General features: G+C 58.3%; 27 protein-coding genes. 5 read left to right on the forward strand and 22 right to left on the reverse strand.

Features of this window, described 5'->3' with window-relative positions; all coding sequences use genetic code 11:
- Nucleotides 1-102 precede the first annotated feature (102 nt).
- From KNP76_RS15890 to KNP76_RS13615, 5 genes are all read left to right on the forward strand, one after another.
- Nucleotides 103-543, forward strand: coding sequence for a glycosyltransferase family 2 protein (locus KNP76_RS15890; protein WP_251137496.1), 441 nt, complete (start codon nucleotides 103-105; stop codon nucleotides 541-543).
- A 93-nt stretch (nucleotides 544-636) separates the two neighbouring features.
- Entirely contained in the window at nucleotides 637-1,116 is a 480-nt protein-coding gene (locus KNP76_RS15895; RefSeq protein ID WP_251137495.1) for a hypothetical protein, read from the forward strand.
- The gene (locus tag KNP76_RS13605) at nucleotides 1,074-1,379 is read left to right on the forward strand and encodes a hypothetical protein (protein ID WP_214844838.1); all 306 of its coding nucleotides are present in this window, start codon (nucleotides 1,074-1,076) and stop codon (nucleotides 1,377-1,379) included. Before KNP76_RS15895 ends, KNP76_RS13605 begins: the two co-directional genes overlap by 43 nt.
- Nucleotides 1,380-1,535: 156 nt before the next feature.
- Complete coding sequence (locus KNP76_RS13610) at nucleotides 1,536-2,375, forward strand: polysaccharide deacetylase family protein (protein ID WP_214844839.1); 840 nt, start codon at nucleotides 1,536-1,538, stop codon at nucleotides 2,373-2,375.
- A gap of 71 nt (nucleotides 2,376-2,446) precedes the next feature.
- Nucleotides 2,447-3,106, forward strand: coding sequence for a hypothetical protein (locus KNP76_RS13615; protein WP_214844840.1), 660 nt, complete (start codon nucleotides 2,447-2,449; stop codon nucleotides 3,104-3,106).
- Nucleotides 3,107-3,124: 18 nt separating this feature from the next.
- Here KNP76_RS13615 and KNP76_RS13620 read toward each other — a convergent pair whose 3' ends face one another.
- The 22 genes from KNP76_RS13620 to KNP76_RS13725 all read right to left on the reverse strand — a co-directional run bounded on the left by KNP76_RS13620 (nucleotide 3,125) and on the right by KNP76_RS13725 (nucleotide 24,731).
- Entirely contained in the window at nucleotides 3,125-3,769 is a 645-nt protein-coding gene (locus KNP76_RS13620; RefSeq protein WP_034817326.1) for a DsbA family protein, read from the reverse strand.
- Between the two features lie 120 nt (nucleotides 3,770-3,889).
- Entirely contained in the window at nucleotides 3,890-4,306 is a 417-nt protein-coding gene (locus KNP76_RS13625) for a GNAT family N-acetyltransferase (RefSeq protein ID WP_034817327.1), read from the reverse strand.
- The gene (locus tag KNP76_RS13630) at nucleotides 4,303-5,241 is read right to left on the reverse strand and encodes a glycoside hydrolase family protein (RefSeq protein WP_214844841.1); all 939 of its coding nucleotides are present in this window, start codon (nucleotides 5,239-5,241) and stop codon (nucleotides 4,303-4,305) included. Before KNP76_RS13630 ends, KNP76_RS13625 begins: the two co-directional genes overlap by 4 nt.
- The gene (locus KNP76_RS13635; RefSeq protein WP_214844842.1) at nucleotides 5,238-6,209 is read right to left on the reverse strand and encodes a glycoside hydrolase family protein; all 972 of its coding nucleotides are present in this window, start codon (nucleotides 6,207-6,209) and stop codon (nucleotides 5,238-5,240) included. The genes KNP76_RS13630 and KNP76_RS13635 overlap by 4 nt, the downstream gene beginning before the upstream one ends.
- Nucleotides 6,210-6,214: 5 nt before the next feature.
- On the reverse strand, nucleotides 6,215-7,264 hold the full coding sequence (gene rfbB, locus KNP76_RS13640; protein ID WP_034817333.1) for a dTDP-glucose 4,6-dehydratase: 1,050 nt from the start codon (nucleotides 7,262-7,264) through the stop codon (nucleotides 6,215-6,217).
- Nucleotides 7,167-8,141 (reverse strand): glucose-1-phosphate thymidylyltransferase RfbA, encoded by a 975-nt coding sequence (gene rfbA / locus KNP76_RS13645; protein WP_034817335.1) that lies wholly within the window; start codon nucleotides 8,139-8,141, stop codon nucleotides 7,167-7,169. Before rfbA ends, rfbB begins: the two co-directional genes overlap by 98 nt.
- Nucleotides 8,138-9,259 carry a DegT/DnrJ/EryC1/StrS family aminotransferase gene (locus KNP76_RS13650; protein ID WP_214844843.1) on the reverse strand — a complete coding sequence of 374 codons (1,122 nt, stop codon included), beginning with the start codon at nucleotides 9,257-9,259 and terminating at the stop codon, nucleotides 8,138-8,140. Before KNP76_RS13650 ends, rfbA begins: the two co-directional genes overlap by 4 nt.
- A 17-nt stretch (nucleotides 9,260-9,276) precedes the next feature.
- Nucleotides 9,277-9,975, reverse strand: coding sequence for a WbqC family protein (locus KNP76_RS13655; RefSeq protein WP_214844844.1), 699 nt, complete (start codon nucleotides 9,973-9,975; stop codon nucleotides 9,277-9,279).
- Nucleotides 9,976-9,987: 12 nt separating this feature from the next.
- Nucleotides 9,988-10,968 (reverse strand): glycosyltransferase family 2 protein, encoded by a 981-nt coding sequence (locus KNP76_RS13660; protein WP_214844845.1) that lies wholly within the window; start codon nucleotides 10,966-10,968, stop codon nucleotides 9,988-9,990.
- On the reverse strand, nucleotides 10,965-12,092 hold the full coding sequence (locus KNP76_RS13665) for a polysaccharide biosynthesis C-terminal domain-containing protein (protein WP_214844846.1): 1,128 nt from the start codon (nucleotides 12,090-12,092) through the stop codon (nucleotides 10,965-10,967). The genes KNP76_RS13660 and KNP76_RS13665 overlap by 4 nt, the downstream gene beginning before the upstream one ends.
- Entirely contained in the window at nucleotides 12,056-13,312 is a 1,257-nt protein-coding gene (locus KNP76_RS13670; RefSeq protein ID WP_214844847.1) for an ATP-grasp domain-containing protein, read from the reverse strand. The genes KNP76_RS13665 and KNP76_RS13670 overlap by 37 nt, the downstream gene beginning before the upstream one ends.
- Before the next feature lie 100 nt (nucleotides 13,313-13,412).
- Entirely contained in the window at nucleotides 13,413-14,456 is a 1,044-nt protein-coding gene (locus KNP76_RS13675) for a polysaccharide biosynthesis protein (protein WP_034817343.1), read from the reverse strand.
- Nucleotides 14,457-14,562: 106 nt separating this feature from the next.
- Nucleotides 14,563-15,204: a sugar transferase gene (locus tag KNP76_RS13680; RefSeq protein WP_214844848.1), complete on the reverse strand. Its 642-nt coding sequence runs from the start codon at nucleotides 15,202-15,204 to the stop codon at nucleotides 14,563-14,565.
- Nucleotides 15,205-15,207: 3 nt separating this feature from the next.
- Entirely contained in the window at nucleotides 15,208-16,359 is a 1,152-nt protein-coding gene (wecB, locus tag KNP76_RS13685; RefSeq protein WP_214844849.1) for a non-hydrolyzing UDP-N-acetylglucosamine 2-epimerase, read from the reverse strand.
- An 11-nt stretch (nucleotides 16,360-16,370) separates the two neighbouring features.
- On the reverse strand, nucleotides 16,371-17,933 hold the full coding sequence (locus KNP76_RS13690) for an oligosaccharide flippase family protein (RefSeq protein ID WP_214844850.1): 1,563 nt from the start codon (nucleotides 17,931-17,933) through the stop codon (nucleotides 16,371-16,373).
- Between the two features lie 18 nt (nucleotides 17,934-17,951).
- Nucleotides 17,952-19,001 carry an EpsG family protein gene (locus KNP76_RS13695; RefSeq protein ID WP_214844851.1) on the reverse strand — a complete coding sequence of 350 codons (1,050 nt, stop codon included), beginning with the start codon at nucleotides 18,999-19,001 and terminating at the stop codon, nucleotides 17,952-17,954.
- 15 nt (nucleotides 19,002-19,016) lie between these two features.
- Nucleotides 19,017-19,943 (reverse strand): glycosyltransferase family 2 protein, encoded by a 927-nt coding sequence (locus KNP76_RS13700; RefSeq protein ID WP_214844852.1) that lies wholly within the window; start codon nucleotides 19,941-19,943, stop codon nucleotides 19,017-19,019.
- Nucleotides 19,940-21,157, reverse strand: a complete 1,218-nt coding sequence (locus KNP76_RS13705; protein WP_214844853.1) for a glycosyltransferase — start codon at nucleotides 21,155-21,157, stop codon at nucleotides 19,940-19,942. The genes KNP76_RS13700 and KNP76_RS13705 overlap by 4 nt, the downstream gene beginning before the upstream one ends.
- A gap of 10 nt (nucleotides 21,158-21,167) precedes the next feature.
- On the reverse strand, nucleotides 21,168-21,863 hold the full coding sequence (locus KNP76_RS13710; RefSeq protein ID WP_214844854.1) for a CpsD/CapB family tyrosine-protein kinase: 696 nt from the start codon (nucleotides 21,861-21,863) through the stop codon (nucleotides 21,168-21,170).
- A complete protein-coding gene (locus tag KNP76_RS13715; protein ID WP_214844855.1) occupies nucleotides 21,829-22,581 on the reverse strand; it encodes a YveK family protein in 753 nt (250 codons plus the stop codon). The genes KNP76_RS13710 and KNP76_RS13715 overlap by 35 nt, the downstream gene beginning before the upstream one ends.
- Before the next feature lie 207 nt (nucleotides 22,582-22,788).
- Nucleotides 22,789-23,244 (reverse strand): hypothetical protein, encoded by a 456-nt coding sequence (locus KNP76_RS13720; protein ID WP_214844856.1) that lies wholly within the window; start codon nucleotides 23,242-23,244, stop codon nucleotides 22,789-22,791.
- 95 nt (nucleotides 23,245-23,339) lie between these two features.
- On the reverse strand, nucleotides 23,340-24,731 hold the full coding sequence (locus tag KNP76_RS13725) for an Ig-like domain-containing protein (RefSeq protein WP_214844857.1): 1,392 nt from the start codon (nucleotides 24,729-24,731) through the stop codon (nucleotides 23,340-23,342).
- Nucleotides 24,732-26,459: the final 1,728 nt, after the last annotated feature.

The following is a 26,459-nucleotide window of genomic DNA, read 5'->3' on the forward strand; positions in this document are numbered from 1 at the left end:
AAACAGAAATGGACTGCGCTCGCACAAGCACTTCAGAATCCCACTCATCCCGAAGGGTGAGCTTGCGGCTTTAGCCGTGGGAGTGTCAAATATCTCGATCGCCTGACGTATCCAAACCTTGAAATCATCGCCGTCAATGACGGCAGCTCGGACCGAACCGGCGACCTCTTGATCGGGCTCGCCGACAAGCACGATCGGCTCCGGGTCATCGACTGCCATGAGAACCGCGGCAAGGCGAACGCCCTCCACATGGCCGCCCACTCCGAATACTTGCTCTGTGTCGATTCGGACGCGTTCCTCGACGAAGAAGCCCCGTACCAGCTCGTCCGCCACTTCCTAGAAGGCGGCGAACGGGTCGGTGCCGTCACCGGCAACCCGCGCATCCGTAACCGCGACACGCTTCTCAGCCGGATGCAAATCGTCGAGTACGCCTCGATTATCGGATCGATTAAGCGCACGCAGCGCGTCATGGGGAAAATCATGACCGTCTCTGGCGTCATCGTCATGTTCCGCAAAAAAGCGCTCCTCACGGTCGGGCTGTGAGACCGGGACATGATCACCGAGGACATCGCCGTCTCGTGGAAGCTCCAAAAGAAATTTTGGGACAGCCGCTACGAGCCGCGCGCCATCTGCTGAATGCTCGTCCCGGAATCACTGTCGGACATTTGGAAGCAGCGGGTCCGTTGGTCGCAAGGCGGGCAAGAAGTCGTCTTGCGTCACTTCGACATCTTCAAAGACTGGCGCCAACGCCGCATCTGGCCCGTCTATATCGAACAAGTCATCAGCGTCCTCTGGGCGTATGCGTGGCTCGTCGTCACGATTTACTTGTTCGTGACGGCCGACACGGTACAACAGATGCTCGTCTGGTTCACGTACAACTCGTTCGCGCTCGTCTTGATTAGCCACATCCAGTTGCTCATCTCGCTTTGGAACGATGCGCGGTACGATAACGTCTTCCGCTATTACGTCTGGGCCGCCTGGTACCCGGTCATCTATTGGATGCTCAACACATTCGTCGTCATCGCGGCGACGCCGCGGGCCATCCGCTCGACAGTGAAAGGAGGCTATGCGACATGGAACTCTCCAGATCGCGGCACGAGACGGAGCAGCTTATAGGTCAAGACGTCCTCGTCAAGACGAAGCGCTCCTTCATCCGAAAAAGTATCGAAGTTTTCTTGACGCTCGTATTTTGGGCGTATACGTTCGTCGTCAGCTGGTTCTTCCTCAGTGCGGCGCTCGGTCAAAACGACCGCTACATCGCCACGCTCAAGACCGCGTTGAACGTCACGAACGCCGACATCCGTGGGCTGCTCGCCTTCGGTGTCCTGTCACTCCTCGCCTCGGCGCTCATCTTGTTCGTCTGGCGCACGTACAATTAAGAAACGCTATGGCTCACTCAGACGCCGTAAGCCCCCGACCCCGACGACGACGGAGGAATTCATAGCGCTCGGATTGATTGATGAGTCGGAAATCGTGCGCCTACAGACCGAGAAAGCCATCGTCTTCACCGATAACCCGGTAAAGGAGTTGACGAAGTGAGCAAAGTCTTTAAACTCCTCCTCGCCCTTGTCATCATCGCCGGGGTGACGTGGAAAGTGAACGACGTCACCTCGAAGCGGCCGGATACGCCGGACCCGATGCTCGTCGCGAAAGACGGCGTCTGCCTCGGGCTCAACTATCACCGTGTCAAAAAGCCACACGCATGGAACAAGACCGTCGAGACGTTGACCGGGTCGGACGACTTGAAACGGTATAACGTCTACGCCGACGAGTTCCAAGAGCAGATTCGTTGGATGAAGCAAGCCGGCGTCCATTTCGCCACGCTCGGTGAAATCGAAGGATACGTGCGCGGCGAAGCGATTCCTGAGAAGTGCGTCTGGCTCTCGTTCGATGACGTCGACCATACCGTCTACGAGAACGCCTTCCCCGTCCTCCGTGAAGAAGGCGTCCCGTTCACGTTGTTCGTCATCACCGGCCACGTCGGCGAGACGTTCCAAAACTTGAACCTCGCTCCGTGGCATGAGTTAGAAGCGATGAAAGACAGCGGACTCGCCGATTTCGGATCGCACACGAACGATATGCATTACATCGAGGACGGGATGGCCGTCTTCCTTGACCCGGCGAACCACGACGCGTTCAAACGCGACCTCGAGGCGAGCCGGGCCGCCTTGAACGAACAGCTCGGGATTGACGCGACCGCCATCGCCGAGTCGGCCGGGTTCACCGATGCGTTCATCTTGAGCCCGAACCCGATCACGAACGACAACGCCCCATACTTCATCGACCGTTACTTACTCGACAAACACGTCTTCGACGAGTTCGTCAAACCGTACCTGTCACGCGAAACACGCCATGCCGGCGTGTTTTTTTCATGAGCTCGTTCGTTCCCTTTCATTTTGAATCGAACGTGGAAAAGACGAGTAGACTATGGAAGCGAGGGATACGGATGACCGTCATGACATGGATCATCGCCGCCTGTGTCGCGGCCACGCTGAGCGTGATCTTCATTTGGCTCGCCGAAGAGCCCGTCGAACGCATCAAACTGCAAGTGTTCGCCACCCTCCTCTGTCTCCTCCTCATCGGCTTGAGCACGTATACGTTCGAACTTGAACGGGAGTCGCGCGACGCCTCGAACGCGCGCGTGATGACGGAGACGGACTACGCGGAACGGCTGCTCGCCTTAGAGGAAGAACATGCCGACGACTTGGCGTGGCAAGCGATTCAAATCGAGCGCGACGTGACCGAGAAGCTCGAGGCCCGCTACGCCGCCCGCGAGGACACGATGAAAGACAACCTGTTCTTGAAGGTGATTGATTTAGAAGACGTCATCAAGGTGCAGCGCGGTGAGATTTATGCCCTCGAGGACCGGCTCCGTGAGGCCGAGGCGATGAACGAGGCGCTCACGCTCGCCCTCGCGGACGCCGAGCGCTTGATGGACACAACGCCCGACGAAACGGAAGACATCGTCTTTTTTGAGACGTACGGCTCGTGCGAGGACTTGAACGCGATTTATCCGGAAGGCGTCCCGCTCGAACACGACGCCTATCTCCTCACGTTCGACACCGATCTCGACGGCATCGCCTGTGGACAAAACGACACCCGCTGAGCAATCAGCGGGTGTCGTTCACTCAGCCGGCACGTCGACGACGTCACCCGCTTGGATGTCTTTGTTCAAGACGCGTTCCATCTCATCGAGGCTGAACGCATCGAGCAACTTGATGCCGTTCACGTAAACGGTCGGGACATATTCGACGCCGAGGTCACGTGTGTAGAGCCGCGCGTTTTGGATGCTTTCGTCAATCTGCGGCGCGAGGAGCAGCTCAGCGTCCACGTCGAACAAGGCAGCGAGCCGATGGACGTACGCCTCGGTCCCAAAGTCGTCCGTTCCCGAGTCCATCCCGATTTGGCGCTGAAGCGCGTAATAGCGGTCCGGCATCAACCGTTCGGCGTTCGCGTCGACGCTCGCGAGCCGTTGCGACCGTTCGTTCAACAAGGCGAGCGCCTGTCCTTTGAACGACACCTTCCCCGTCTCAATCCACCGCGCCTCGATCTCCGGCAAGACGCTCTCCATCCACTTCTTGCACCACGGGCAACTGTAGTCGAAGACGAAGACGATCTCGTCGGCCCCGTCCCCGAGCTTCACTTTCTCGTCGAGCGGGAGCGCGTACTCGACGTACGTGAACGTCTCGGTCGCATCACCCGCCTCGCTCGTCGTACAGGCGGAAAGTAGAAATATCAGTCCAATCATAAGAAATCCTAGCCGTTTCATAAAAAACCTCCTCTTGTTCAATATTTCACATAAGTAGTTATACCATGCCCCCGCCCAAACCTCGAGTGACGTTCTTGCGACAATTGTCCGGTCAGACGAAAAGAAGCGTCCCGACGCGTGTCAGGCCCGCTCCATGATGACGTCTCGATTCAGCCGTCCGATCTCGATGAACCCGTGCCGTTCATAAAATGCAATCGCCCGGGCGTTATCGGCCTCGACGTGAAGCCGGACGACATGTTTCGCGGTCCGCCTCATCTCATCAAACAAGGCGTTCAACAGCGTGTGCCCGCTCCCGCGCGGAGCCTCCGGCAACACGCAAACATGGCTGATGAACGCGACGTCCGCGTCCATGTACGCCGACAATAAGCCGACGAGCCGGCCGTCTTCCCATAGCTCGAACGACGTCGCCCGGTCGTGCAGTTTCGCGGCGTACGCCTTTAAGTCGACCCGCTCGGACAGTTTTGTCGGGAACAAGCCGTCACACGCCTCGAGATGGGCCACGTAGTCGGCGACCGACCCGCGACCGAGCGTGATCATACGTCCTCCAATACGGCGACACCGAACCCGTCCCGGCCGAACGCGTTACCGTTATAGAGCAGATAGTGGCGCCCCTTCATCGTGAACACGTGCGGATAGCATTCCATATCGGCGTCCCAGCCGTCATCGCTCCGCTCGAAGCCGAGCGCCGCATCGTCCCGCGTCCAGTCGACGAGGTCGTCGGAGTAGGCGTAGCCGAGCCGATAGCCGCGCGTCGGATCGGTCCGGAAACCGAACGTGTCGCGGAAACAAAACACCATATGATAGCGACCGCCCGCCTCGAACACGGTCGGGAGCGCCTGGCTCTCGTCGGAGATCGCGTCCGGCACGACCCGACCGTGCCGCGTGAACGTCTGGCCGTCCGCGGACGTGGCGAGGGCGATTTTATACGTCCGCTCTGCCACCCCGTCCGGACCTTCTTTCCACGTCGTCCCGTAAATGTAATACATGTAGTGTCGTTCCCGGCTGAAGACGAACGGGTCGCCGACGAGGAACGGTTCATCCACGCTCGCCGACAAGATCGGTCCGTCTCCGAGCCGCTCGAACGTGACACCGTCGTCATGGCTGACCGAGAGGCCAATTCCCGTCTCGACCGACACCGACTCACGCCGGCTCCAGCCGCTCGTGTAGCCGTACAAGGCGTCCTCTGTCCGGGTGACGTGAAACGGAAAGATCCCGTCCTCGTCGAACGTGCCGAGCTTGCCGAGCGGGATGACCGGCTCCCTCGAGACGTGAATCACGTCGAAGTCGGGCGTCATGTCGACGTAGCGGACGTGGCTCTTGAATAGGTTTCCATCTCGCTCGCGGGTCGAGAAGTAGATGCGGACGAAGTCGTCAAACACGAGCGCCTGCGGCGACTGCGCGAACGCCGAATAGTCCCCGAAAAAGCCGTACGGCTCCGGGTCGAAGATGTGTCCGAGCTTCTTCCATCTCATGTCGTCCCCTCCTTCCGTTCGGCGATGCCGAAACCGGCCCGTCCGACCTCGTTGCCGAGGTAGAGCAGATAGCGTTTCCCATTCACAGTGAACGTATGCGGATAGGCGACCATCTCGTCGTCAAACCCTGCTTCGGCGCGCGTGAACTTCATGACCGCGTCATCCCGCGTCCAGTGGAGGAGGTCCGGCGACGAGGCATATCCGAGCCGATACGTCCGCTCCGGGTTCTTCCGATAGTCGGTCGCGTCCCGGTAACAGAAGAACATGTGATAGCGCCCGTCCTCAAAAAACACGTCCGGGCTCGCCTGTGCCTCGTCCGGGAGCACGCTGTCGATCAAGTCCCGGTGCTGCTTCTCCCACGTCACGCCGTCGGTCGACGTGGCGAGCCGAATCTTATACACGGGCTCCGGGCGGTCTCCATCGAGAATCCATTCGCGTCCGGCGATATAGAACAAATACCAGGTGTCACCGAAGCGCCGAATCTTCGGCCCGCTCAAGATGAACGGCTCGTCGAGCGTATAGGAGAGGATCGGGCCCGGCCCGACGCGTTCGAACGTCTGACCGCCGTCCCGGCTGACGGCTTTGCCGATATTGACGTTGAACGGCACGGACACGGTACGCGTCCAGCCCCCGTAATAGGCGTGCACCTCGTCCCCGACGTCAATCGCCGAGAACGGATAGACGCCGAACTCGTCGAACGTCCCTCGCGCCCCGAGCTCGAGCACCGGACGCTCGCTCACCCGAAGGATGCGGAAGTCCTGCTTGTCGACGTCGACGTACCCGCTATAGCTGACGTAACGCCCGTCAACCGGCTTCGGCCGACAGCTGAAATAGATGCGCACATACGTGTCGCGCTCGAGGACGGATGGCGCCTGTGCGAACGCATCCATCCAGTCGAGGGCGGCGTCACGCGCCGGGCTGAACAACAGCCGGCGCTTCTCCCATTCGAACGTCTTCACCGTCTCCATGTCGGTCACCCTTTCGCGTACATCGTCTCATAGTACGATGCGTATTCGCCCGAGACGATCCGGTCGACCCAGTCGGGATGGGTGACGTACCAGTCGATCGTCTCATGCAAGCCTTGCTCGAACGTGTAACGCGGACGCCAGCCGAGCTCGGTCGTGATTTTCGTGTTGTCGATCGCGTAGCGGCGGTCGTGCCCCGGCCGGTCAGCGACGAACGTGATTTGCGAATCGTCACGCCCGAGCTGTGCCAAGATGAGCCGGACGATCGTCAAATTCGTCATCTCGTTGTTGCCGCCGATGTTGTACACCTCGCCGTCCCGCCCCTTCTCGGCGACCGTCCAGATGGCGTGGCAATGGTCGCGCACGTGGAGCCAGTCGCGAATCTGTTGCCCGTCCCCGTATACCGGGAGCGACTCGCCGCGCTCGGCGCGATGAATCATGAGCGGGATGAGCTTCTCCGGGAACTGATACGGGCCGTAGTTGTTGCTACAGCGCGTGATGTTGACCGGCAGGCCGTACGTCTCGTGATAGGCGCGCACGATCAAGTCCGAGCTCGCCTTCGACGCCGAGTATGGGCTGTTCGGGGCGAGCGGCGTCGCCTCGGTGAAATAGCCTTCCGCCCCGAGCGTGCCGTACACCTCATCCGTCGAGACGTGGATGAACTTCACCCCTTCCGAATAGTCGCGGGAATGCTTGTCGTCCGGGGCTAGGTTCCAGTACCGTTTCGCCGCCTCGAGCAACACTTGCGTCCCGAGCACGTTCGTCGTCAAGAACACGTCCGGCTCGAGGATGCTCCGGTCGACGTGCGACTCGGCCGCGAAGTGGACGACCCGGGTGACGTCATAGTCGCGGAACACCGCCTCGACCGTCGCCTTGTCCCGAATGTCACCTTTGACGAAGACGTAGCGGGGGTCGTCAATCCCGTGGAGCGTCTCGAGGTTCCCGGCGTACGTGAGGGCGTCAAGGTTGATGATGCGCCACGACGCGTCGGCCAGAAGCATCTTTATGAAGTTTGATCCGATGAACCCGGCTCCGCCAGTTACGAGTAAAGTCTTCATGTTCTTCACGCTCCTCTTCTAAAAGGGATAGGATGTACTGTCCATAGTCGGTCATCTTCAACGTCTGTCCGATATCGCGCAACTGGCCCGATGTGATGAAGCCGCGGCGCCAGGCGATCTCCTCGAGGCAGGCGATATAGTAGCCTTGCCGCTCCTGTACCGTCTGGACGAACACGGACGCCTTGATCATCCCTTCTGGCGTCCCCGTGTCGAGCCACGCCATACCGCGTCCGAACAAGACGACGTTCAAGTCGCCCGCCTCGAGATACATCTGATTGATCGATGTGATTTCGAGCTCGCCGCGCGGCGACGGCTCGACCCGTTTCGCATATTCGACGACGCGGTTGTCGTAGAAGTAGAGGCCCGGGACGGCGTAGTTCGACTTCGGCTGGGCCGGCTTCTCCTCGATTGACAAGACGCGGCGGTTCGCGTCGAACTCGACGACACCGAACGCGCGGGGGTCTTTCACCGGGTAGCCGAACACGGTCGCCCCTTGCGTGCGCCCTTTCGCGTCCCTGAGGAAGCTCGTCAAGTCGGGCCCGTAAAAGACGTTATCGCCGAGGATGAGACAGACCGAGTCGTCGCCGATGAAGTCCTCCCCGAGCAGGAAGGCGTCGGCGAGCCCGACCGGCTTCTCTTGTACCTTGTACGTGATCGACACGCCGAGCTGGTGGCCGTCGCCGAACAAACGCTCATAGCCGGCGATGTCTTTCGGGGTCGAGATGAGCAGGATGTCTTGGATGCCGGCGAGCATCAACACCGACATCGGGTAGTAGATGAGCGGCTTGTCGTAAATCGGGAGCAGCTGTTTCGATACGGCTTTCGTCATCGGGTAGAGCCGGGTGCCGTTGCCGCCGGCCAAAATGATGCCTTTCATAATCGATTCCCTCCTTCGATGATCACGTCACAAATCCGGTCGACCATCTCGAGCGTCAAGTCCGGATAGAGCGGCAGCGTCAAGATGCGGTCCGACACGTACTTCGCGTTCGGGACGTGCGCCGTGAACGCGTAACAGGCAAAGTCGGTGACGAGCGGATAGAAGTATTTCCGGGCGAAGATGCCGTTGTCGGCGAGCCAGGCCATCATCTCGTCCCGGCGGCGCCGATCGCCTTTGAACAGCACCGGATAATACGCGTAGTTCGATTCCGTCTCGTCGGCACGCCGGTTCAACCGGAGCGTCGGGACGTCCTTGAGCCGCTCGTCATAACGTTCGACGATGGCGCGGCGCTTGGCGATGTCGTCCTCGAGACGGGGAAGATTGCAGCGGCCCATCGCCGCCTGAAACTCGTTCATCTTGGCGTTCCCGCCGACCGCCTCGACCGACTCGGGACCGGTGATGCCGAAGTTGACGGCGAGGTCGATGTCCGCCTTGAGCGAATCGTCGCGATAGGCGAGCGCGCCGCCTTCGATCGTATGGAACACTTTCGTGGCGTGGAAACTGAACATGTTCATGTCCCCATATGTGGCGATGCCGCGGCCCTCATGGACGACGCCGAACGCATGGGCCGCGTCATAGAGCACTTTCAGCCCGTGTCGCTTGGCGATGCGGTCAATCGCCTCGACGTGGCAGACGTTGCCGTACACATGGACCGGGAGAATCGCGGTCGTCTTGTCGGTGATGAGCGCCTCGAGCTTCGTAACGTCAATCGTATAGTCAATCGGGTTGATGTCACAGAACACCGGCGTGATGCCTTTTCGAACGAGCGCGTGCGTCGTCGAGGCGAACGTGAACGGGGTCGTGATGACCTCGCCTGAGAGGCCGAGCACGTCAATCGCCGTCTCGAGCGCCAAGTGCCCGTTCGTTAGCAACGAGACGTGCGGGACGTCGAGGACGTCCGTCAGCTCCGACTCAAGCGTTCGCACGTGCTCGCCGTTGTTGCTGAGCCAGCGCGACTCCCAGAGCGGCCGAATCATGTCGACGTACGCCTCGAACTCGGGCATCGACGGCCGCGTCACTTGAATCGGTGGGGCCAGGTCATGTTTAGGTAGATTCATCTCATTTCCCTCCTTTGTCAGACGAGCGTATAAGCGTCGAGCAACTGACGGACGTCCCGTCTCGCGTTGTACATGAGAACGTCGATGATTGATAAGTTCGGGACGAACGGATGACCTGCTTGTCGGTACGTCACGGGCTGCATCTCGATAAAGTCGAGCTGGACACCTTCCGAAGCGAAACGTTCCTTGTTATAGAGGCCACGCCCACCAATCGCGTTGATGTAATGGTCGGCTCCGAGGTGATGGCACAGGTCGAGGACGAGGTCGCCGCATCGTTTCGACTTGTCGTTTTCGAGCGACGAGGCGTAAAGGAGTGGCGTATCGAGCCCGAGGAAGTTGCGCATCTCGGTCAGCTGTTTGCCGAGGTAGACGGCGACGTTTCGTTCGTCGTCGCGGATGAGGCGGGTGACGAGCGGCATGACGTCGGCGTACGACGGGGCTTTCTTGTACGCATGTTCGAGCAGCCGGAGCTGATAACGCTCATTTTGCACGTCGATCCGTCGCTCGTGCGCCCGAATCGTGCGGTGTTGCGACATGTGGTCAATCGTCATATGAATCGGCTTCGCCTTCCCGTCGAGGAGAATCTGATTCTTGTGAATCCAGCCGTGCTTGATGAACTGGACGTCGTCGAGGATGACGAACGCGTCGACGGCCGCCATGAGCTGAAAGTAGCCGAGGTATGGAAAGTAGTACGGTTGCATGATGGCCAATCTCATCCGTCTCACCCCTTACGCGAATTGACGTTCCCGGAGGCGGATGAGCCATTCGGTCACGAGCGGTTGCTTGACCATGAGATAGGGACGGATGCGGTCCTTCCCGACGAAGCGGTCGAGGTAGCGGTCATAGCGTGGCGACTTCAACGCGGCATGGTCGCGTCTCAGGCGGTGCAGCCCGACCTCGAACGAGATGCGGGACAGCTCGAGCTCCTCGTGGAATTTCCCTTCCGTATAGGTGTCGAACGTGTCGAGGAAACGGATGAACGCCTCGTGGCGCTTGATGTCACGCTCGCGGTTCCCTTCGTTCCAAATCGTCGTCGCCGATCCGGCGACCCCGTAGCGATAGACGCTCATCGCTTCCGGCATATAGTAGGCGTATCCTTTGCTCGCCACGTACAGCTTCATCGAGCCGTCACTCGCCGGCGTGTCTTTCAACCAGTCCGGTGCGTTCGCGATTAAGCCGTTCGGATACAGCATCGACATCGTCGGGATGAAGCCGAGCAGCTGCAACTCACCGGCCGTATACGTCCGCGCCTTTGTCGAGGCGAGCAACTTATTCTCCGGGAGCCACGGGATGACGCGCCAGTCGGCGTGCACGTGGCCGTCCATCTCGACGTACGCGTCGTGGAAGCAGAGCGTGCAGTCCGGGTGCGCCTCCATGTAGTCGACTTGTTTTTGCAGCTTGTACGGGTCGGTCCAATAGTCGTCGCCGTCACAGAGGGCGACGTATTTGCCGCGGGCGCGCTCTTCGTTCAACCGGTTGATGAACACGCCTTTCGAGTATTGGTTCTCCGTCTGATAGATGACCCGGATCTTGTCCGGGTGCTTCTCCTCGTAAGAGCGGATGATGTCGGCCGTCCGGTCGGTCGACGCGTCCTCGTGGATGAGGATCTCGAAGTCGAAGTCCGTCCGCTGCGCGAGGAAGCTCTCGATCGTCTTACCGATATACGCCTCGTGGTTGTACGTGATGCAGTTGATGCTCACCATCATCATCGTGTTTCCCCTCCTTCCATTACCTCTCGCATGTCTACCGTCTCTGCGTACGTGTCGGGATGAACCGGGTCGAACGGTTCGTTCACCCACATGACCGTAACGAGGTCGGTCGTCCCGACGTTTTCGATGTTGTGGACGTAACCGGCCGGGATGGCGACGACCTCGAGCGTCTCCCCGCTCACATGAAACGTCATAACCTCGCCCCCGCCGACCGGGCGGAGCCGGATGACACCCTCGCCGCTGACGACGAGGAACTGTTCATGTTTCGTGTCGTGCCAATGCTCGCCTTTCGTGATGCCGGGACGGGCGACGTTGATCGACACTTGGCCCCGGTCCGGCGTCTTTAAGAACTCGGTGAACGAGCCGCGGGCGTCGCGGTGCATGACGAGCGGCGTCAAGATGCGTTCACGCGGCAAGTAACTCGTGTACGTGCTATACAGCTGTTTTGTGAACGGGTCCGATAAGTCCGGAACCCCGCGCGACGTGCGCATTGCCTCGAACGCCTCGAGTGTCCGGACGACGTCCAGTAGCCCAATCGTGTGGGCCGGGACGCTTGGATAGAGCCCGACGTCCGTCGAGAGCGCGTCGAGGAACGACGCGACGACATCATCGACGTGGGCGAGCGTGAGGACGCGCTCCGGGTCGTGGACGGTGACCGTCTCGCCCCGTGCGATTTGATGACAGAACGTGGCGACGGCGCTGTTATAAAATGGACGACCCCACTTCCCGAACAAGTTCGGCAACCGGTACAAGTGGACGCGGGACTCGGCCCGCTCCCCGTAGACGGCGAGCACGTCTTCAGCGGCCCGTTTGCTCACACCGTATGGGTTTGCCTCGAGGGCCTGTGTCGACGAGGCGAAGACGACCGGTACCGGGTTGTATGACAACAGTTCGGTCGTGACCAGCTCCGTTAAGTCGACGTTTCCTGCCGTGAACTCAGCCGGGTCGTCGGGCCGGTTCACACCGGCGAGATGGAAGACGAAATCGGCCCGGCGAAGCCGAACACTCCGTTCGGCAGGGCTCGTCTCTCTCGTGACGGATAAAACGGTATGCCCTGCCGTCTCGAGCGCGTGCGTCACATGTCTTCCTAGAAAGCCTGTGGCGCCGGTGACAACGATTTCCATTTTGTCCCCTCCTTTATTCGATTTGGTAAGACGTGGACGTTCACCCAACTGTCCGGCGTGTCGAGCAGACGCAACATCGACGCCACGTCGGTGAAGCGGAGCACGAGGCTGCCGAGCGACTTGTTCGCCCCTTCGAACCGCGGCACTTTCGCCCCGACTGGATAGACGGAGTTCGATTTCACGACCTCGTAATCGTCCGGTGTGAAGCTGAGCCCGACGAAACGTCCAGCGACTTGGCTACCGAGGATGAAGTACGACGACGGCACGGTCACCGGCTTCATCTCGAGCGTGACCGGAATCCCGAGTGCGAGGTCGATCGTCGCGCTGACCATGTCGACGCCTGTCGCCTGTTCAATCACTTGCGGGATGTAGTTGCCGCCGTTGCGCGGCCCGATGTCCATTAAGTAGACGTCGTCCCCACTGACGAAGATATCGAAATTGAGCGGTCCGTTCTTCAGCCCGACGAGCGTAATCATACGCTGGAGCGTCGCATGGACGTTCGTCAAGACGTTCGGCGGCTGGACGCTCGGGAAGCTGGCAGCGACGGGCGCGAACGGGTTGACACCGCGTGTGTTGAAATGGCTGTTGCCGAAACAACGGAAGACGAGCTCCCCGTCGAGGACGAACCCGTCTCCGGCGACTTGGTAGCCGTCCCGTTTGACGAACTGTTCGACGACGATTTCACCGCCCGGGGAGACGGCGAAGGCGGCCGCGAGTTTCTCACGGATCTTCCTGGGCGGGTCGCTCGCGAGCAACTTGCTGATGCCCTTGCTCCCGGACGAGTCCGCCGGTTTGACGACGTGATTGCCCCGCATCGTCGCCAGCGCCGAGACGGCCGTCTCGAGCTCCGTGAACGCGTACGCCTCGGGCGTCGGGAAACCGTTCGCCTTCAAAAAGGCCCGGAACTTCGCTTTGTTCGTCAACGTCTCGACCGTCTGGAACGGATTCGTGATGAGGCCGAGCGCCTCACCGACGTAGGCGGCTGTTCGGGCCGCGGGGTCCGACGCGTAGGCGAGGATGCCGTCAATCTTTTCCTCGCGCGCCACCTCAAGGACGGCGTCACGGTCGAGCGAGCTCACACAGTAGTACCGATCGGCGACGTTACGACCCGGATTGTCGGGTAGGTAGTCGCAAAGAATCGTGAAAATCCCTTTCTCCTTCGCCTTCAAGATGACGGGTACTTGATGCATCGCTCCTCCGAGCAGCATGAGCTTGACCATGATTGAGTTCTCCTTTGATATGAGATGAAAAAGTCTGTCTGGGTTTACCGCCCCCGTTCTTCCAGCCGGCGGCAAAGTCGAAGCTGCCTCGTATCGGGCGTCACCCGATCCGTTTCACGGAAGCGGGGACCTCCCAGGCGGCGAGCTCGGCTTGGATGTAAGGGAGCGTCAACAGGAGCTGCTTCACTTCCTCGACGTCGAGCTGTTCAGTATTGTTCGAGTTGTACTCGCCTTGGACGGTCAGCTCTTTGCTGCCCTCGCTGAAATACTTGTCGTAGTTCAGGTCCCGGTTGTCGGCCGGGACGCGGAAGAAGCCACCCATGTCTTCGGCGACGACGTGCTCTTCGCGGGTCATGAGCGTCTCGAACGCCTTCTCCCCGTGCCGGGTGCCGATGACTTTGATCGGGTTGTCCGCGTGGAACAGTTCTTTGAGCGCCTGGGCGAGCACGCCGATTGTCGAGGCCGGTGATTTTTGGACCATGATGTCGCCGGCGTGGGCGTGGTTGAACGCGAACACGACGAGCTCGACCGCGTCACTGAGACTCATAAGGAAACGGGTCATGAGCGGGTCGGTGACGGTGAGCGGCTCCCCGCTCTTGATCTGTTCGACGAAGAGCGGGATGACCGACCCGCGGGACGCCATGACGTTGCCGTAGCGCGTGCCGCAGATGAGCGTCTGCTCGGGACCGACGGCTCGGGCCTTGGCGACGAACACTTTCTCCATCATCGCCTTCGAGATGCCCATCGCGTTGATTGGGTACGCTGCCTTGTCTGTCGACAGACAGATGACTTTCGCCACGCCCGCCTCGACGGCCGCGTTCAACACGTTCTCAGTGCCGAGGATGTTCGTCTTCACCGCCTCGACGGGAAAGAACTCGCACGACGGCACTTGTTTGAGCGCCGCGGCGTGGAACACGTAGTCGACGCCGTACATGGCGTTCTTCACGCTATTCGGGTCGCGGACGTCACCGATATAAAACTTGAGCTTGTCGTCGTTGTAGCGCTTGCGGATGTCTTCTTGTTTTTTCTCGTCACGCGAGAAGATGCGGATTTCTTTGATGTCGGTATGGAGGAAACGCTCCATGACGGCGTTGCCGAAAGAGCCGGTCCCGCCCGTGATGAGGAGTGTTTTGTTCGAGAACATGAGGAGTCTCCTTTCTAGGTGTGTGATCAAGGATGTCAGGAGTTGGTGTATGGAGTCTTTTACCCGTCAAATTTGAAATGAATTGGTAATACGAGGGAAGCCGTTATCATTTTTTCGCAACATGTGTCATCTCTTTTTCTTTCAATGGGACGACCGGCGGTTCGACGCGTCCTTCGATAATCCCTTCTCGCAACAAGACGTTGCGGACGGTGAGGACGAGGCAGAGAAGGTCCATTCGGTGACTCATGTGCCGGACGTAATCCCCGTCGAGCTTCGCCTTCACGTCAATCGGTAGTTCGTCGCGCCCTTTCACTTGCGCCCAGCCGGTCAAACCCGGCAATACGTGCGCAGCCCCCTCGTGCCGTCTCGCCTCGATCAAGTCGTCCTGATTCCAAAGCGCCGGGCGCGGCCCGACGAGCGACATGTCGCCTTGCAGGATGTTAATCAACTGCGGCAACTCGTCAAGGCTCGTCTTCCGGAGAAAACCGCCAATCGGCGTGATGTGTTTTGTCGATTCGTTGAACAGGTGCGTCGGCACGTCGTTTGGCGTGTCGTCGCGCATCGTCCGGAACTTGTAGATCCAAAACAGCGTCTCGTCCCGCCCGACCCGTTGCTGTTTGAAGAAAACCGGTCCGCGCGAGTCGAGCTTGATGAGGACGGCGAGCATCAAAAACAAAGGGGCGAGCACGACGAGGGCGGTCGCGCTCACGAGTACGTCAAAGCGGCGCTTCTGGTTCAAGTAGCGCATGGCTCACACCTCCTCGGTCATCGAACGGACCGGCTCTTGCTTCCACACTTCGCGCATGACGTAGTCGGTGTATGACAGCAAGATGCGGAGCACTTTGTCCGACACGTTCGGCATCGCGTAGTCGGAGACGAGGCGCATCGGCGTCGTCGTCTCTTCGAGCACGCGGAGCGCCTGGAGCACCCGGTCGCGCTTCAACCCGACCATCATCGCCGCCCCTTCTTCCATCGCCTCCGGCCGTTCGTGCGCCTGACGGATGTTGAGTCCTTTCAGCCCGAGGATCGAGCTCTCCTCGCTGATCGTGCCGCTGTCGCTCAGGACCGCCTTCGCATGGAGTTGCAGTTTGACGTAGTCGCTGAATCCGAGCGGTTTGAGCGTCCGGATATGCGGATGGAGCGGCACGCCCGTCTCCTTGAACCGTTTCGCCGTGCGCGGGTGCGTGCTGACGATGAGCGGGACATCGTAGCGTTTCGCGACGGCGTTCAGCGTCTCGACGAGGTCGAAGAAGTTCTCGTCCGACGAGATGTTCTCGTCCCGGTGCGCCGAGACGACGAAGTAGCGGCCTTCATCTAAGCCGAGCCGGTCGAGCACGTCCGAGCGGTCAATCTTGTCACGGTGCCGCGTCAGCACCTCGTACATCGGGCTGCCCGTCTTGATGATGCGGTCGGCCGGGAGCCCTTCTTTCAACAAGTACTCGCGGGCGATGTCGCTATACGTCAAGTTGATGTCGGCGATATGGTCGACGATGCGGCGGTTCGTCTCTTCCGGCACGCGCTCGTCGAAGCAGCGGTTGCCCGCCTCCATGTGGAAGATCGGGATCTTGTGGCGCTTCGCGGCGATGGCGGCGAGACAGCTGTTCGTGTCCCCGAGGAGGAGGACGGCGTCCGGCTTCTCGGCGGCGAGCACCGGGTCGACGGCGATCAAGATGTTGCCAATCGTCGCCATCGGCCCGTCGGCCGAGGCGTCGAGGATATAGTCCGGCGTCCGTAGCCCGAAGTCCTCGAAGAAAATCTCGTTCAGCTCATAGTCGTAGTTCTGCCCCGTGTGGACGAGGACGTGCTCTATTGCTTCGGACGTCTCGAGCTTATCCATCACGGCGGACAAGCGGATAATCTCGGGCCGTGTCCCGACGATGGTCATCACTTTCAGTCGCTTCATGGTGTTCCCTCCTAAGATGTGTGATGCGTGGACAGGATGCGAATCTTCACTTGGGCGAACAGTTGCCGGATGAGCCCTTTCTCACTGTCATCGAAGGCGAGGAGCCACATGATGACGGTATAAAGGAGAACGAAGCCAATCCCTTTGACGGCGAGCCCGAACAAGTTCGTCGCCGGGAACAGCTGTTGGATGCCCCAGCCGAGCGCGGTGTAGAGGACGAGCCCAGGCAGTAGCTTCAAGTGGCACGCCCGGAAGAAACCGAAGACGTCGAGCCGGAGCACACGATGGTAGATGACGTTCATATAGAGGACGAGTCCGACGGTGTTGCCGATACAGATGGCGACGGCCGCCCCGATCGGTCCATACATCGGGATGAGGAGCGGCGACAGCGTCATGCTAATCGTCGCGACGATCATCGAGGCGTACGCCCGATACTTCACTTTGTTCTCGGCGATGAGCGTCGTGTTGCCGATGTCTTGCGTCAGCGTCACGAGACTCGGGACGACGAGGAGGAGCGCGATATAGTAGGAGTCGTTGAACGCCTCCCCGACCCACAGGTGCATGAACTCACGGCCGAGGATGAAGAACGACGTGACGATGAGACCGACGATATAGAGCTGGATGCGGCCGATCCGGACGAACAAATCGGCGATGGCGCCGCGGTCGTCGCGCGAGATCATCCGGCTCACTTTCGGGAGGAACAAGAAGCCGAGCGCCGAGGCAATCGTCCAGACGTACCCTTCGATGACCATCCCGACCGAGAACAAGGCGATTGAGGCGCTGCCGGCGAGCATCCCGAGCAGGCTCGGGGTGATGTTCAGGACGAAGCGTTGGGCGACGAGCGTCACCGTGCTCCACGACGTGAAGCTGAAGATGTCTTTGTAGATGCCTGAATCCCGTTCGGTGAAGTTGGCCCGGACGCTCGTCTTCCGGCGGATGAAGACGTACTCGATCACGAGGACGAGCGTCCCGACGAGCGCGTTGACGAGGACGAGGGCGTACAGCCCGTAGCCGAGGAGGAGCGCCGTGACCATGAGGGCGACGGTCGCGACCTTTTCGCCGAGGTGGAGCGCGCTCGCAAACAGAAATTGCTCATGCGAGACGAGGATGCCCGAGAACGGCTTCGTCGGGAACGAGATGACGATGAACAGGCCAGCGACGAGATAGAGTACTTTGAGCGACTCGAGCTCGCCCGGCGTCAGGCCGGCATAAATCGAGTCGAGGAAGAAGTAGACAATCGCCAAGATGACGAACAAGAGGGCGGCGAGCCCGATGAACAGCTTGTAGGCGACGCCGAGGAACCGGGCCGCCTTGTCCTGCGCCCCTTCGGCGAGATACTTGCTCATAAAGCGTGACACGGCGGCGTCGAGCCCGAAGTCCATCGCGAACATGCTGATGAGCGAGATGGTGAGCATGTACAGTCCATAGCTCGCCTGACCGATTTCTTGAATCATCCACGGGGTGTAGATGAGACCGGACAGGATACCGAAGAAGATTTGTGTGTACGACATGGCGGCCCCGTATTTGATTTTTCGCGTGCTTGCGGCCTCATCGGGCTCGACGCGTGTCGACATGTAGGTTCACCTCTCTTTCTATTGCCAGAAGAACGTGTACACCGGCGCGTCCTGTAGGAACAGGAGCAACAGGAGCGTCACCGCCGCGTAATAGACGACGACACGTTCGCGTCGTTCGAACGTCTTGATAATCTCCGGGATCATGAGGAGCAAGAACAGTGTGAAGTATTGGACGAGCCGCATCATCGACGGGTTGATGAACGTGAGCGGCAAGAAGCACGCGGCGAGGAACAAGGCGTTGAAGTAATGGATCGCCTGCGGGTTGTTCTGTAAAATCTCATCCCGGCGCCAAAGCGCGACGAGCAGCACCGTCATGAGCATGACGCTAAAGTTGATCGCCCCCGCCCCGTCGAGCGCCGAGTACGTGTCGTAACCCGACAGCGAGACGAGCAAATTGAAGAACGGACCACGGAAGGCGAACAAGGCAGCGATGACGCCGAGCATCCCGAGGATGTACGGTTTCGTCAGCTTCTTGTCGGCGAGGAAATAAAACGGCAAGAAGATGAGCGCCGACTTATGGATCGTCAAGGCGACGAACAAGATCGCGAGGAAGGCGACGAGCCGCTTCGCCCGGATGAAGTGGTAGCCGACCAAGACGACGAGCGCTGTCGCCACCGTCTGCCTTAGCCCCGTGACGGCGAAGAACTCGTAGAACAGCACCGAGAACAACAGGAAGCTGATGAGCGGCTCGGTCGAGTACTTGTAGATGAAGTAGCCGAGCGGGATCATGAAGATGAGCGCGATTAAGACCAAGTACACTTGATAGTCGGTGATGACGAACTGGACGAGCCGTTGGAACAAGTAATAGCCCGGGTCCTCGCTCTCGGTGAAGACGATCTTGAAGAAGTCGTTCGTGAGCGCCGACACCGGCAACCCTTCCGTCCCGAGGAAGAGCGCCTTGTACTGCGCCGTGTCGTCCCCGACCGTGATATGTCGGAAGCCGGAGAGGACGATCCATTGAATCGTCGCGAACGTGACGAACCAGCCGCGCTTATACGAGGCGTCGCTTCGCATGAGGAGCATCGCCCACATGACGAGGAGCGCGAGATTGACGAGATAGATGGTCATGGGTTCTCCCCTTTTCTACCGATAGATGAGGTTCGTGACGCCCCGGTACAGCGACAGCATGTTCGACACGGCCCAGCCTTTCATCCGGTGCGTGCCATACTCGAGCGGGCTGAAGTAGTCGCGCACATTCCGCGTCGCTAAATATTCATCGCGCACGTCGGTCGCGTCTTCTTTGAACGTGTGGCGCAAAATAATCGGAACGAGCTCTCGCGAATCCCCTCTTCGTTCGACGCGCAAGAGGAGCGTCCGTAAATAGCGGTTCGACTCGAGCTCGGCGCGGTGGGCGATCTTTTTCGTCTGTTGCGCCCCGTGGATGCGCGAGTAGACGAGCGGCTCGTCCGTCAAGAAGTAGTCGAAGCCGTCGAGCGCGAATTCGACCCAGCACATCCAGTCTTGGATGAACTTGTCCTCGAGCGAGAAACGATGGACGCGGAACGCATCACGCGGGATGAGGAGCGCGCAGCCGTTCAGTGAGGCCGTCAGCATCAAGTGCCGGAACATGTCGTTCGAGGCGTAAAATCCGTTGAACTTGCGCCGGTAGCGATGAATCGGGGCCCCGTGCTCGTCGATGAACGCCGTCCCCGTGACGAGGATTGTCCGCTTCGCGTCGAGCCGTTCCCGTTCGAGCGTCTCGATTTGGGACTCGATTTTACGCGGGGCGTACAAGTCGTCGTGGCTGAGCCAAGAGAAGAAGTCGCCTTCCATCTCATCGATGCCGCGGTTGAGCGCGCTCGAGACGCCGCCGTTCTCTTTCTCGATATAGCGGATCTTGTCGCCGTAGCGCCGCGCGACGTCGGCCGTCTTGCCGCCGTCGGTCGAACCGTCGTTGACGACGATGACCTCGACGTGTTCATACGTCTGGGCGAGCGCGCTGTCGATGCAAGCCGCCAAATAGTTGCTCCCGTTATACACCGGGATGATGATCGAGACGAGTGGTCTCATAGCGCATTCCTCACTTTCTCGTAACGGAGCGTCTCATAGACGTCCAAGTAGTCGCGCGCCCGGTCGTGAAGGGCGAAGTTCGTCCGGGCGTGGGTGACGCACGCGTCGCTGTAGGCCGCCTTGCCACGGGTGAGGAGGCGGTCGATTCCGTAGGCGAGGTCTTCGAGCCGTCGCGTCGAGACGATGACGCCGGTGTCGTCGGTGACGAGTTCCGGGCTAGCCGTCGCGTCGATGACGACGACCGGGGTACCGCACGCCATCGCCTCGACGGTGACGTTGCCGAACGACTCTTCTTCCGATAAGTTGAGGAACACGTCGGCGAGCGCGTAGTAACGGGCGAGCTCGCGGGCGTCGTTCGTCTCCGGAATGTGGAGGACGTTATCTGGGAGTTGCATATCATCAAGCTGGCCGATCAAGAGGAACGTGTCATCGGGCCGGGATCTGGCCAAATCGAGGAAGGCCGTAAGCCCCTTCGCCTCGCCCCACGTGCTCGCCACGCCGAGAAGCACGGTCTTGTCGGTGAGTCCGAGACGTTCCCGGAGCGTTGCCGTCTCGGTCGGACGGAACACGTCGAGGTCGACCCAGTTATGGATGCGCCGGATGACGTTCGCCTGTCCGAGAAACGAGAAGCGCGCCTCGGTCGTGATCCAATCGGAGACGCCGACGACACCTAGACGCGGGATATTCGTCAAGAAGCGCCGCTTGTCCGCGAGCATCTCGCTCGTCCGGTCGAACAGCCAGCTCGGGATGTCGGACTTGAGGAGCGGGCAATCGCCGCAGCCGTGCTGCCACTTGTCGCATCCGGCGGCCGCGTAGTGCGTGCACTTCCCGGTGAAGAACCAGCAGTCGTGGAGCGTCAACACGGTCGGGATGTCGCGGACGGCGAGGAAATCGAATAGCGTCTTCAGATGGAGGTAGTTCGCATGCAAGTTATGGAGATGGACGACGTCCGGGCCGTAGCGCTCGATCTCGCGCACCAAGTTCTCGGTCGCGAGCCGTGAGGCGTACCCTTGTCGCCCGGTGATGCGGGCGTGGAGCGCGTGCAGTTTCACGTCGACCGCATCCCCGATGACGTAGCTGCCTTCGGTGACCGGGCCTGTCGAATGGGCGACGCGCGTCTCGTGCCCGTATTCACGATGGACGGCTGCGAGTTCCTTACAGATCCGTCCGGTGCTCTTCACGTCATTGATCGCGTTGATGTGGAGGATCTTCATCGTCGCCACCTCACTCGTACGCGTAATACATATGGCTCTTCGATGCACGTTTATTGAGGACGAGGCCGAGCATGTGCGTCCCGGTCCGTTCGAGCTGTTCTTTCGCCTTCAACACGAGCTGGCGGTCCGAGTTCTCACAACCGATGACGAGGATCGTGCCGTCCGACACGTTCGCGAGCAGCCGTGCGTCGGCCACTTGCATCATCGGCGGGGCGTCTAAGATGACGATGTCATAGTCGCGGCGCACGTCTTCAAGCAACTGCGTCATCCGTTCGGAGGCGACGAGCTCGGTCGGGTTCGGCGGGACGGGGCCGGCCGCGAGAATCGACAGCCGTGCGACTTCCGTCTTTTGGATGGCCCGGTCGAGCGGGATGCGGCCGACGAGGATCGTCGACAGGCCGGCGTGTGCCGACGTCTTGAACGTGAAATGTGCGGTCGGTTTCCGCAGGTCGCAGTCGATCAACAGGACGCGCTTGCCGAGCTGGGCGTAGACGACGGCGAGGTTCGCCGCGGTCGTCGACTTGCCCTCGCCGTTCGAGGCGGACGTGACGGTGATCATCTGCAATTTCTGACCGATCGATGTGAACTCGAGGTTCGTCCGGATGGTCCGGTACTGCTCCGAGATCGGCGACTTCGGATTGACGAGCGTGATCAACTCATGCTGTGAATAATCAGGAAGATTGGCGTTCTTTTTTCGAAGGAACATGAGGAATGTCTCCTTTCACGTTAGGCAGTTTCGGCTTCTTCACTTTCATGTCACGACGCTCGATGACCGGCACCGAGCCGATGACCGGCAAGTCGAGGAGGCGTTCGGCTTCTTGCTCGGTCTGGATGCGTTTGTCGAACAAGTAGCGCATTAAACCGATGAACGCACCGAAGAACAAGCCGACAAAGATGCCGATTGCCGTGTTCATGAGCAAGTTCGGTGAGACCGGGTCCGTCGGCACTTCGGCCGGCGACAAGATGCGGACGTTATCGATGTTCATGAGGTCCGGAATCTCGGCGGCGAACACTTCGCTGATGACGTTCGCCGTCTCCGCTGCGCCCGCTGCGTCCGTATGGGTCACGACGACGTTGATGACTTGCGAGTCCTCCTCGCTCTCGACGGTGATGGCGTCGGCGATCGGGTCCGGCGCGTTCGGGACGCGCTCTCTCACTTCGCTCAAGATGGCCGGGCTCTTCATGATGACCCGGTACGTGTTGACGAGTGAGAGCGACGATAACACTTCCGAGCTGTCGACACGGTCGTCTTCTTGTTTCGTGACGAGGAGCACTTGGGTCGACGCCTCGTACGTCGGCTCGATGAAGTTCGCGCTCGAGTAATAGGCGGCGAATCCGCCGATGAGCATGAAGGGCACGAGCAGCCACTTGCTTTTCTTCAGCACCTCGACGAGATCGCCGACGATCGTCGTTTGATCGTTCATGGATTTTTCCTCCCTACAGACAGAATGGACGACAGAAATAAGGCACAAGTCTACCGTAGTACGTTCTTACCCCGTTCATCTTGACAATCCGAGAGATAGATTTATCATTTTTTCGCAACATCATGTCATGTTGCCGTTCCGTTTCGTTCTTTGTCTTTTTAGGAAGTTCGACCTAAAAAAACGACCGCCTCGCGAGGAGACGGTCGTTCACTTCAGTTCGCGATGCAGCTCGCGGTCGGTGATGTAGTCGGGTTCGAGTATCAAGATGACCCGGTCGAAGGCGCGCTGGAGACCGAACATTCCCATGCAGAGCACTGCGAACAGGAGGAAGAAAGACGGACCCGATGAGCCGGAATCGTACCAGCCGAGGAGTGCGTACAGTAGAATCAATCCGCCTAACGTCAGCCAAAACGGCAAGCGGACGAGCCGTTGATACGTCGCATTGTCGTTGAACGAGGCCCGGATTGTGCCGAGTCTCCATTCGCGAACAGCTAATGGGATGACGCCAAGAAACCCGATGCCGAGCACGACGAGTTCGAATTCAGTCACGTACTGGACGAGCGATCCCGTGATGATGGCCGAGGCGGCTCCTAGTATGAACGTCTTTGTCTTCCCTTGCCGCGCGTACTCGACGAGTTGGCGCATATGTTGTTCGCGTCTCATGAGAGTCCCTCCTTGGTAAGTCGTTAACTGTTATACGGAGCAATCTTTTGAATGGTTTCAAAAACCGGATGAAGCGTGTGCTCCATCCGGTACGATTATTTGATGATGACGGTTTGTGTCTGTTTCACATACCCTGTCTTTTGTTGCGTCACGAGCAATCTTTTCCCTTTTGGTTGCGTCGGGATGCTCACCCGGTACGTCCCTTTGGCGTCCACTTTGACGGTCTTCCCAATCATCTTGTTATTGGAGAACACACGGACGAGCGATCCCGGTTCACCTTTTCCTGTGACGACGCGTGAAGATGCCGTAGCGGTGAGTGGCGCCTGCACCCCGAGGACGGTGCGCTGTAGGATGGGTGACGTATTGCCGGCCTCATCCATTGCCTGCACCGTGACGACCTCCCCGATTCGAAACTTTGGCAGATTGAGCGAATAGACGCCGGCTGTCGTGGTCTTCGTCGTCAATCGCTTCTTGTAGTGGTAAACGACGACGGTCGAACCGGCTTCCGCACGTCCGAACACACGGGTCGAGCGGTCGGTGAGCGTTGACATCGTCGCGAGTGTCGGTGGTGTCGTATCGAGCGGTTGAATCGTTTGCGTCGTCTCGTTCCCGTCCGCGTGGATCAAAACAAGCGTGAGCGGGCCGTTTTGCGGCTTAAAATCGAGCCGGAAGAAGAACGTCGTCTCGTCTTTCGCAAGCACGGTCTTTCCTTGACGAAGTTCTACCCGCACCGGTGTGAACGCCATCCGTTCGAGGTGTCCGGTCAGGCGGGTCGATGTATCGGTCAACGTGTCCATCAGCTTTAATGAGACGCTCTCGCCTTCCTGCACATACGTCTGTGCCCCGTCGCTCATCGTCCTGCCTTGTAGTTGGACGACACGGACGCCGATTCCTTGAGGCAACTTCCGCTTAAGCGGGATGCGGAACGAACCATCTGTATTGACCGTCGCCTCGCCGAGACGGAACCCGAACTCGTTCCACGCCTTCACGACGAGCCCGGGTGTCCCAGAACCGGTGAGACCGAGCGCGTCACTCGTCACCGGATGAAGGATCGGGGCGCCTGGTTTCACTTCAGAAGGAGGCACGATCACGATGGGCGGGGTTGGTTCGTTAAACGTTCGAGAGACCGTCGCGACAGTCGGATCGCTCGGATAATAGCCGTCTGCCGTTTGTGTGATAGAGACGGTTGTGCCTGCCGGGAGCAGGCCTTTTAGCGGACAGCTGAACGTACGATCAAAATTGACGTGGGTTTCGCAAAGTTTACGGTTTGTTGCGTCGTTCACGGTGATGATGTTATCCTCTACCCACTCGGTTTCAGTCACACGTCCTTCGATGTATGTACTTCGATCCGTTATCTTCTGTACAATCGGCGAAGATGCTTTCGTCGCCTCGACTACTTCAATCACTTCCTCATGATAAACCTCTCCGTCCCTCCCATCGACGATTTGGACCGTGAAACTCGTCCCTGCATTAAGTGGTTTGTTCAAATGCATCTCACATTTATAGTTATCGATGTACCTGTAATCAAGAAGCTCACCTTGATCATTTAAGGCAATGATTCGATACATCCCATCGATGTAAGGATTTGTGCAGAGGGATGCCCATCTCGTCTGATTCGTAATCGTTTTTACGAAGTCAATCGATGGTGATTCAACTGTTGGATTTTCATCCTCGTTCCTCGACAACACTTTCACTTTTGTTTCTCCAAGTTTTTCGTCCCAGTGGTCGAAGAAAGTGAGAGTTAACACTTCATCCATTTCAACTTTTCTATTTAAATGAACCACTCGAACGCCTGTCCCCAGCAAAATATCAAGTTGATCGCGGACTTGGATTGTTGAATACGCTGCTGTATCTTGATCAGTATAGAACGAGACATTTTCTTCCCCAACCCTAATCTCCTCAGTAAGCCACGGAAGCTTTGCACGAGGGTTTCGTACATTAAGAATTTTCGAAGTTCCTTCACGCCCCCATATACTGTATGGCGTGACTATGATTTCTTCTCCCACATTCAGACGTACTGGGAGTATTAAAGAAAATCGAGTATCGTATGAAGTTGTGACTTGCCCAATCATCGTTCCATCTTTTCGTTCAAAATAGAGTTTGGTGTCTTTCAAAGCAGATCCTGTGATTTCAGCTTGATCTCCATAATAGTGATCGAGTGTTAAATCAAATGATGAATTCCCCGCTGCTACAATCTTTTCGGCGAAAGGGCTTACTTCGCCCCGATCATTGACAAGTCGAACTAAAATTTTATCACCTACATACAGACGATTGAAGGTAGTTGGGAGTGATAAACGTCCGTTATAATTCTCTCCGGTCCTAATTCTCAAATCATTGACATACCACTCAACAATTGTGCCAGGTGTCGCTTTGCCTTCAACTACATACGTGTCCTCTGTAATTTCATTTAAGACTGGGGCCGTGATTCCAATGGACCTCGCCTTCACAATCCGTTCCGCAATCAACTTGTCGTTCAAATAAAATAATATTTTTTCACCTGGTTCAAGACGATAATTGATTTCAGCCCATACTTTTCTCCCTACATAACGGTCCTGAAACAAAACCTTGCCGGACTCATTCTGAATTTTTAACGCCCCATTAGTCGGAAGCGCTATCTGTATTCCTACATCACCTTCGAGTATCTCAGGAACAACTAATTCTTCAGCCTCTACTCCAATCGGCTGCAACACCGACACGACCATTAATCCGATCATCAACCACAATACTATCCGTTTCATTCATCACGACTCCTCATTCTATATAATCTTCCTGCTCTATTATAGATTAGGAAAAATATAACAAATGCTGTTTTTCTTACAGCTTGCGAATGAGATTTTTAAAATTGAAATTTATTTTTGTCAGTACGTGCTCAGCGAATCAAAACATTATATAGAAGACAAAATAAGGGTAAATGTGTCCAATAAAAGAAATCTGAAAATTCCTAAATGTAAGCGTTGACATTTCGTTTTGACGCATGCTACATTTCAAATATCAAATAACAACTGAATGGTTTCCTGCGCAGGAATGTTACCTTCATGGGCATAACCTGGCTCGAGTCAAATCGGCATACGTCTCGTTACGTATCCATTTGGCTCGAGTCAGGTTTTTTATTTGAACAAATCCAACTTGACACTCCCACGATTGAAACCGTGGGATTCTGAAGTGCTTGTGCGAGCGCAGTCCATTTCTGTTTTGCTCAAGCCTTCAGATGAGGG

Origin of the sequence: Exiguobacterium sp. s150 (genome assembly GCF_018618435.1) — a bacterium.
Classification (GTDB): Bacteria; Bacillota; Bacilli; order Exiguobacteriales; family Exiguobacteriaceae; genus Exiguobacterium; species Exiguobacterium alkaliphilum.

Excerpts from the sequence above, each read along its gene's own strand:
- KNP76_RS15895 (WP_251137495.1), top strand. The coding sequence starts at position 637 with ATGCTCGTCCCGGAATCACTGTCGGACATTTGGAAGCAGCGGGTCCGT.
- KNP76_RS13605 (WP_214844838.1), top strand. The coding sequence starts at position 1,074 with ATGGAACTCTCCAGATCGCGGCACGAGACGGAGCAGCTTATAGGTCAA.
- KNP76_RS13615 (WP_214844840.1), top strand. The coding sequence starts at position 2,447 with ATGACCGTCATGACATGGATCATCGCCGCCTGTGTCGCGGCCACGCTG.
- KNP76_RS13620 (WP_034817326.1), bottom strand. The coding sequence starts at position 3,769 with ATGAAACGGCTAGGATTTCTTATGATTGGACTGATATTTCTACTTTCC.
- KNP76_RS13625 (WP_034817327.1), bottom strand. The coding sequence starts at position 4,306 with ATGATCACGCTCGGTCGCGGGTCGGTCGCCGACTACGTGGCCCATCTC.
- KNP76_RS13630 (WP_214844841.1), bottom strand. The coding sequence starts at position 5,241 with ATGAGATGGAAGAAGCTCGGACACATCTTCGACCCGGAGCCGTACGGC.
- KNP76_RS13635 (WP_214844842.1), bottom strand. The coding sequence starts at position 6,209 with ATGGAGACGGTGAAGACGTTCGAATGGGAGAAGCGCCGGCTGTTGTTC.
- rfbB (WP_034817333.1), bottom strand. The coding sequence starts at position 7,264 with ATGAAGACTTTACTCGTAACTGGCGGAGCCGGGTTCATCGGATCAAAC.
- rfbA (WP_034817335.1), bottom strand. The coding sequence starts at position 8,141 with ATGAAAGGCATCATTTTGGCCGGCGGCAACGGCACCCGGCTCTACCCG.
- KNP76_RS13650 (WP_214844843.1), bottom strand. The coding sequence starts at position 9,259 with ATGAATCTACCTAAACATGACCTGGCCCCACCGATTCAAGTGACGCGG.
- KNP76_RS13655 (WP_214844844.1), bottom strand. The coding sequence starts at position 9,975 with ATGAGATTGGCCATCATGCAACCGTACTACTTTCCATACCTCGGCTAC.
- KNP76_RS13660 (WP_214844845.1), bottom strand. The coding sequence starts at position 10,968 with ATGATGATGGTGAGCATCAACTGCATCACGTACAACCACGAGGCGTAT.
- KNP76_RS13665 (WP_214844846.1), bottom strand. The coding sequence starts at position 12,092 with ATGGAAATCGTTGTCACCGGCGCCACAGGCTTTCTAGGAAGACATGTG.
- KNP76_RS13670 (WP_214844847.1), bottom strand. The coding sequence starts at position 13,312 with ATGGTCAAGCTCATGCTGCTCGGAGGAGCGATGCATCAAGTACCCGTC.
- KNP76_RS13675 (WP_034817343.1), bottom strand. The coding sequence starts at position 14,456 with ATGTTCTCGAACAAAACACTCCTCATCACGGGCGGGACCGGCTCTTTC.
- KNP76_RS13680 (WP_214844848.1), bottom strand. The coding sequence starts at position 15,204 with ATGCGCTACTTGAACCAGAAGCGCCGCTTTGACGTACTCGTGAGCGCG.
- wecB (WP_214844849.1), bottom strand. The coding sequence starts at position 16,359 with ATGAAGCGACTGAAAGTGATGACCATCGTCGGGACACGGCCCGAGATT.
- KNP76_RS13690 (WP_214844850.1), bottom strand. The coding sequence starts at position 17,933 with ATGTCGACACGCGTCGAGCCCGATGAGGCCGCAAGCACGCGAAAAATC.
- KNP76_RS13695 (WP_214844851.1), bottom strand. The coding sequence starts at position 19,001 with ATGACCATCTATCTCGTCAATCTCGCGCTCCTCGTCATGTGGGCGATG.
- KNP76_RS13700 (WP_214844852.1), bottom strand. The coding sequence starts at position 19,943 with ATGAGACCACTCGTCTCGATCATCATCCCGGTGTATAACGGGAGCAAC.
- KNP76_RS13705 (WP_214844853.1), bottom strand. The coding sequence starts at position 21,157 with ATGAAGATCCTCCACATCAACGCGATCAATGACGTGAAGAGCACCGGA.
- KNP76_RS13710 (WP_214844854.1), bottom strand. The coding sequence starts at position 21,863 with ATGTTCCTTCGAAAAAAGAACGCCAATCTTCCTGATTATTCACAGCAT.
- KNP76_RS13715 (WP_214844855.1), bottom strand. The coding sequence starts at position 22,581 with ATGAACGATCAAACGACGATCGTCGGCGATCTCGTCGAGGTGCTGAAG.
- KNP76_RS13720 (WP_214844856.1), bottom strand. The coding sequence starts at position 23,244 with ATGAGACGCGAACAACATATGCGCCAACTCGTCGAGTACGCGCGGCAA.